Origin of the sequence: Roseibium sp. (assembly GCF_025698965.1) — a bacterium.
Classification (GTDB): domain Bacteria; phylum Pseudomonadota; class Alphaproteobacteria; order Rhizobiales; family Stappiaceae; genus Roseibium.
Genome location: NZ_JAILWL010000501.1, coordinates 1 through 4,587 on the forward strand (window position 1 = coordinate 1; position 4,587 = coordinate 4,587).

Annotated in this window: 5 protein-coding genes and 3 pseudogenes; 4 read left to right on the plus strand and 4 right to left on the minus strand. The window is 55.0% G+C overall.

Annotation, left to right across the window (positions count from 1 at the left end; genetic code table 11):
- On the plus strand, positions 1 to 351 hold a 351-nt coding region (locus K5905_RS28050; RefSeq protein WP_297590522.1), incomplete at its 5' end, for a YceI family protein.
- 291 nt (positions 352 to 642) lie between these two features.
- Here K5905_RS28050 and K5905_RS28055 read toward each other — a convergent pair.
- Positions 643 to 792, minus strand: a pseudogene (locus K5905_RS28055) (IS6 family transposase); the annotation flags it as partial.
- A gap of 9 nt (positions 793 to 801) precedes the next feature.
- Between K5905_RS28055 and K5905_RS28060 the strand changes: the two are divergent.
- From K5905_RS28060 to K5905_RS28065, 3 genes and pseudogenes are all read left to right on the plus strand, one after another.
- The gene (locus K5905_RS28060; RefSeq protein WP_297590525.1) at positions 802 to 1,056 is read left to right on the plus strand and encodes an isocitrate lyase/phosphoenolpyruvate mutase family protein; all 255 of its coding nucleotides are present in this window, start codon (positions 802 to 804) and stop codon (positions 1,054 to 1,056) included.
- A gap of 515 nt (positions 1,057 to 1,571) precedes the next feature.
- A pseudogene (locus tag K5905_RS31660) lies at positions 1,572 to 1,874 on the plus strand (ParB N-terminal domain-containing protein); the annotation flags it as partial.
- Complete coding sequence (locus tag K5905_RS28065) at positions 1,780 to 2,088, plus strand: hypothetical protein (RefSeq protein WP_297590527.1); 309 nt, start codon at positions 1,780 to 1,782, stop codon at positions 2,086 to 2,088. The pseudogene K5905_RS31660 and the gene K5905_RS28065, both read left to right, overlap by 95 nt.
- A 120-nt stretch (positions 2,089 to 2,208) precedes the next feature.
- On the opposite strand, the gene K5905_RS28070 is transcribed toward K5905_RS28065, so the two are convergent.
- The 3 genes and pseudogenes from K5905_RS28070 to K5905_RS28080 form a co-directional block, all read right to left on the minus strand.
- Positions 2,209 to 2,424 (minus strand): hypothetical protein, encoded by a 216-nt coding sequence (locus K5905_RS28070; RefSeq protein WP_297590530.1) that lies wholly within the window; start codon positions 2,422 to 2,424, stop codon positions 2,209 to 2,211.
- Between the two features lie 315 nt (positions 2,425 to 2,739).
- A pseudogene (locus tag K5905_RS28075) lies at positions 2,740 to 3,155 on the minus strand (DDE-type integrase/transposase/recombinase); the annotation flags it as partial.
- A gap of 115 nt (positions 3,156 to 3,270) precedes the next feature.
- On the minus strand, positions 3,271 to 4,587 hold a 1,317-nt coding region (locus K5905_RS28080; RefSeq protein WP_297590533.1), incomplete at its 5' end, for an autotransporter domain-containing protein.

Sequence of the window (4,587 nt, forward strand, 5' to 3'; positions counted from 1 at the left end):
AGCGTTAATGTTGATCTCAGAAGCGTTGAAACGAACAACCCGAGAATCACGGGCTTTTTGAAGAGTTCGGCCATGTTCGATGTCGCCAATCATCCGGTTGCCGAGTTCCAAAGTACCCGGATACGCATCACGGGGAAATACACAGCTGAAGTCGAAGGCCTATTGGCGCTGCGCGGGCAAAAAAAACGTACCAAGCTTTTCGTGAAGATAAACAACAAAGCGACCCAAGGTCTCGTGACTTTCGAAGTTTCAGGTGGATTTTTCCGGAGCATTTATGGCATGGAGGCAGGACTGCCAATCTATGCGGACAAAGTAAATCTGAAGATAAATGGAACTGGAAGGCGTGGGTAATCGGGAACTCCGATATATGATCTGCTATCCCTAGGTGCTTATCGTTAAGCAATCAGGAAAAATCAGTGCTATCATATCTTTGTATTGCGATGCAGATTCTTCCTGCAAGCTGGCAGATTGAAAAACTACGGCGGTTAAACTCGCAAGAGTGGTGCCTGGATATCGTCTGTTTCCCAAATTCTTCCTCCGATGATCACAACCACGTTTGGTTGCCAATCCAACATCCTGACTAAGTCCTGAGGTTGCAAATTTGAAATTTGGACAGGTTTCCGCATCTACCGGCACTCAGGTTCAAGCATTGACATCTTGAAGACGGTTCTCCAGCATGATTTCTGCTTCGGAGACGGCGCATGGACCGATGCCGAACGTCGTCTCTACAATGCTGGCCTCACCAAGAACATCGTTTGGGAAGTTGAATATGCCTACCTGACCCTTGCGCACAGGGCACGCATGCCCGAAGCGAAGGAGCGCGAAGCAGCATTTGCCGACTCGGGGGCGGACGGCTTCTTTGTGCCGGGATTGACAGACACCGCACTGATCTCCAGCCTCGTGGAGGCCGCCACGTTGCCCGTGAATGTCATGATGATGGGAAATCTTAAACTGATCGATCAGGTAGCCGCGCTTGGTGTGTGTCGTATCAGCTTCGGACCCGCCCCTTTTCTTGCGGCGTTGGCAGATATGGAAATGCGTCTTAAGGAAATCTGACCTTCTAAACTGACCTTGAAGACGCCCCACAAGCGGACCTAGAGAGCTGTAGCATGAAGGCCGGCTCTGGTCCGCTTCTCACCGTTTCGAGCTCGGCGCTGCGAAGGGGTGCTATCTTAACAGCCTGAAAACGAAAATTCCTTACCGCCTTGCGGTCTCCACCGAACCAAACACGAACTCTGCCGGGAATATCTAATGCCGACAGAAGTCTCAAAAGAGCCTCCTGCCGGCAAGACATTCCAACGTCACAATCCGTATTTGAATCGGCCTGTTCAAGTAACGGTCGCTCGCGCGGATCTGCTGCGCAGATATCCGTCTGGCCGCGCCAGTCATTCCGTTAGTAGCGGGGTTTCGCTCCCGGCCGGTCAAGGATACCCCCTTCTCCGGTCCCTGACAGACCTCTCCCATTTCCACGATGTGGAAAACGAAACGAACCGATCCAGCGAGTTTCGGGAAACAGGAGATGAGCCAATGACCAAAACCAACAACAACAAAGAAATCAAAGTCCCGTTCAAAAAATGGCCCTTGATCCGAAAAACGTGCGCAGGAAAATTGATCAGGACAGTATTTCGGCGCTGGCCGCGAGTATTGCCGCTAAGGGCCTGCTGCAAAACCTCATTATCCGTTCGGGCGAAAAACGGGGCCATTATCTGGTGACAGGTAGGGGGCGTCGTTGTCGCGCAGTTGAACATCTGATCAGTGAAGGTACGTTGACTGCAGATTATGAACTATCTTGTCGGGTCCGGTACCAAACACGGAGACCGGACCGGCGCGGCTCTTGGCGTTGCCATCGCCGACCATTTCCAGCCGATCGCTGAGAACTATTTTTCCCGCGTGAAACTCAATGTCATTCACCGGAGCTTTATTGAGGCCTGCAGAGAGGAAACCGCCGCGCAAGTTTCAAAGATGAAAAAGAAAGAAGCCGCAGCCTATGCCGCCGATAAGGCGACTGAAACCGGCTGGGTCTCGGACCTGATGACCTTTTCCGTGTCAGCCCCTTTCACGGAAGAAGTCATCGGCGGGGCAGCTTAAAGCTGTCTCTGACGGCCTGTCCTGCGCCTCATCTCCAACAGGACAGGCCGTGCCTATGTTCAGAAAGTCTGAAATACGTAGAGGAACCTGTTAACAGCCAGGTTATAAACAGGTTGTACGCTAGTTGTTCACTGCCATTGCGCGAAAGTCATAGCGAGGTGCCGCGTCGATGCCAATGCAGTGAAATGTGGCGATCCCGAACTTCGGAAGGGCTTGAAGACCGTAGCGATCCCCCCAATGATAGCCGGTCTGATACTGAAAACAGGGATCACACGCAGCAACCAGAACCCAGCCAAGAGAATGGCTCTCTTGGCTGGGCTTTGAATCTTCGGACAAAAAAACTCCGGCGTGCGACATGCGTGCTCTGTAAGGGGTCCCACTGACGCTTTTCCTCGCTCATGTGACGGTGTCATTGCAGCTTGATCTTAATCTCAGGACCCGCGGTCAAAAACAGGTGTTGAAGTCAGTTGCTCACGGGCTTCGATATTGCCGAGGGAACTCGGCCTTACAGATTGCGTTCAGGCTATGGCACTGGCCACTCCACTCCGCTACCACTTGGAGGGGGTGAGTGCGGCCCTGGAATGCTAAGCGCTGTGCACGGGGTGGAACGAAGATGTTTCAGATTGCCGAGAAGACCGAGACGAAGCGTTACAGACTTCCGGGGGCGAAAGCGCTGCATCATTCGTTCTCGCTTTCGCAGCGGCACACATGAATTCTCAGCACAGTTGTTAAGCCCCTTGTGCGACCGGTGTTCGACGGATGCCATCACCGGCTGCCTTGCGGCTCCATAAGAGCGCAGCTTATCGGTGATCATCCGCTTCGGCGCGCTACCCTGTTTCTTCACAAGCCGGATCAGAAACCGCCGGACTGCGCTGGTGTTGCGGCGACTTTGGACGATCCCGTCAGGCCCTGAACCGTCTTGATCGACCCTACGGCAAAGTCAGTGCTTCTTGCCGGCAATGACGATGCGTATAGATTGGACTGAAGTTTCTGCCCCATCACCGGAACGTTTCTTAGAAATCCGTGATGCCGCGCTCCAAGAGCATTTCGTCAACCATGCGCAATGATCTGAGGTGGAAAACGATGGTGCTTGTAACTGATAGATGCGGTCTTCATACCCGTCGTTCTATCTCGCAAGATCCTGACTGCTTGTTAACGTGATAAGCCCACCACACCTAGTCTCTAAAACCTGACATTGAGGCGTGCGTGGAAGCCATGAATGGCTGTTCCTTCACCGTACCGGCCGCTGTAGGAGGCGCCGGCAATCACCCGGTCGGCTATCTTGCCGTCAAACCCGAGATCCACCATCAGCATGTTCTCCGCAATCGGAGCCCCGAGTTCCGTGAACGGATCGCTGTCCGACAGGGTGAACGTTGTCTCAGGATCCACGTCCCCAAATGCATGTTGCCAGCCCAACTGTGTCTTAAGCTGGATCTCTTCCGTCGGATGATAAACGTGACGAACGCCCAGGGTGGCGAAGGCCGTGTTCTGCACGCCGGAGGCAGCCGTCAGCGCCGAAGGGCCACCGCTTTCGGTAAAGCCGTCGGTTTCATGTCCCACATAGGACAGGCCCGCAAACGGTGTCACCGTGTGACCTCCAAGGACAAGGTCATAGTCGACCTCACCAAATACCTGCCAGCTGCGCGCCTCATAGTTCGCCGTCAGTGTGTCGGTGAAGCCGGTAAAGCTCACCGTCCGGTCCGTCGAGATGGTGTGCAGGTTATAAAGCGCTCCGAAACTGACACCGGCCCTCCCGGCCGGCATGGCCGCATAGGCACCCGTCGACCAGGTGTCCACCTGCGCTGACGACAGGAGACCGGCCTGACGAAGAAGCGTCTGGCTGTAGCCGCCCGCAACACCTGCAAGCCAGCCAGCTCCTATCTGCCGGTCATATCCGAACAGGGTCCCACCAACATCATTACTCAATCCGGCCGTGTTGCCGGTTGCCTCCGTCCGTCCCCAGGAGCCGTAAGAAATGTTCCAGAAGTCCTTCTTGTCAGGATCCGGCTTCGGCAAATCCGCAAACGCGCTGTCCACCCGTTGATTGATGGCAGAGACCCGGCTCTGGGCATTGAGCGCCAGTGCGCCTCTCAGCGAGGAATGAACTTCCCCCGAGACCGCATCAAAAGCGGCGAGCGCCTCCTCTTCCGTTTCCAGCGCAAGCGCAGCTTGAACAACCGGATCCTCGGTCGGCAGGCTGTCCAGGCCGCCACAGGCTGCTGCCTGCTGGTTGTCCGTCGACGCAACATCGCAAAAGCTTTGTGAGATACGGCTGATCAGGTAGACATTGTTGGGATCGTAGTCCAGCTCCAGGACCGTGAACACGGAACCGGTCAAATCCTCGAATTCCCCCGTGACACCACCATCCGCGGTAAGAATGGTATAGGTGTGACCGACCAGGGCAGTCCCGGAGACCGCGACGGTGCCGCCATTCAGCGTCGCGGTGCCGCTTGCCAGGATCAGGTCGCTGTCCGGCGTGTCATCCAGTTCAACCGCATA

Excerpts from the sequence above, each read along its gene's own strand:
- K5905_RS28060 (WP_297590525.1), top strand. The coding sequence starts at position 802 with ATGCCCGAAGCGAAGGAGCGCGAAGCAGCATTTGCCGACTCGGGGGCG.
- K5905_RS28065 (WP_297590527.1), top strand. The coding sequence starts at position 1,780 with ATGAACTATCTTGTCGGGTCCGGTACCAAACACGGAGACCGGACCGGC.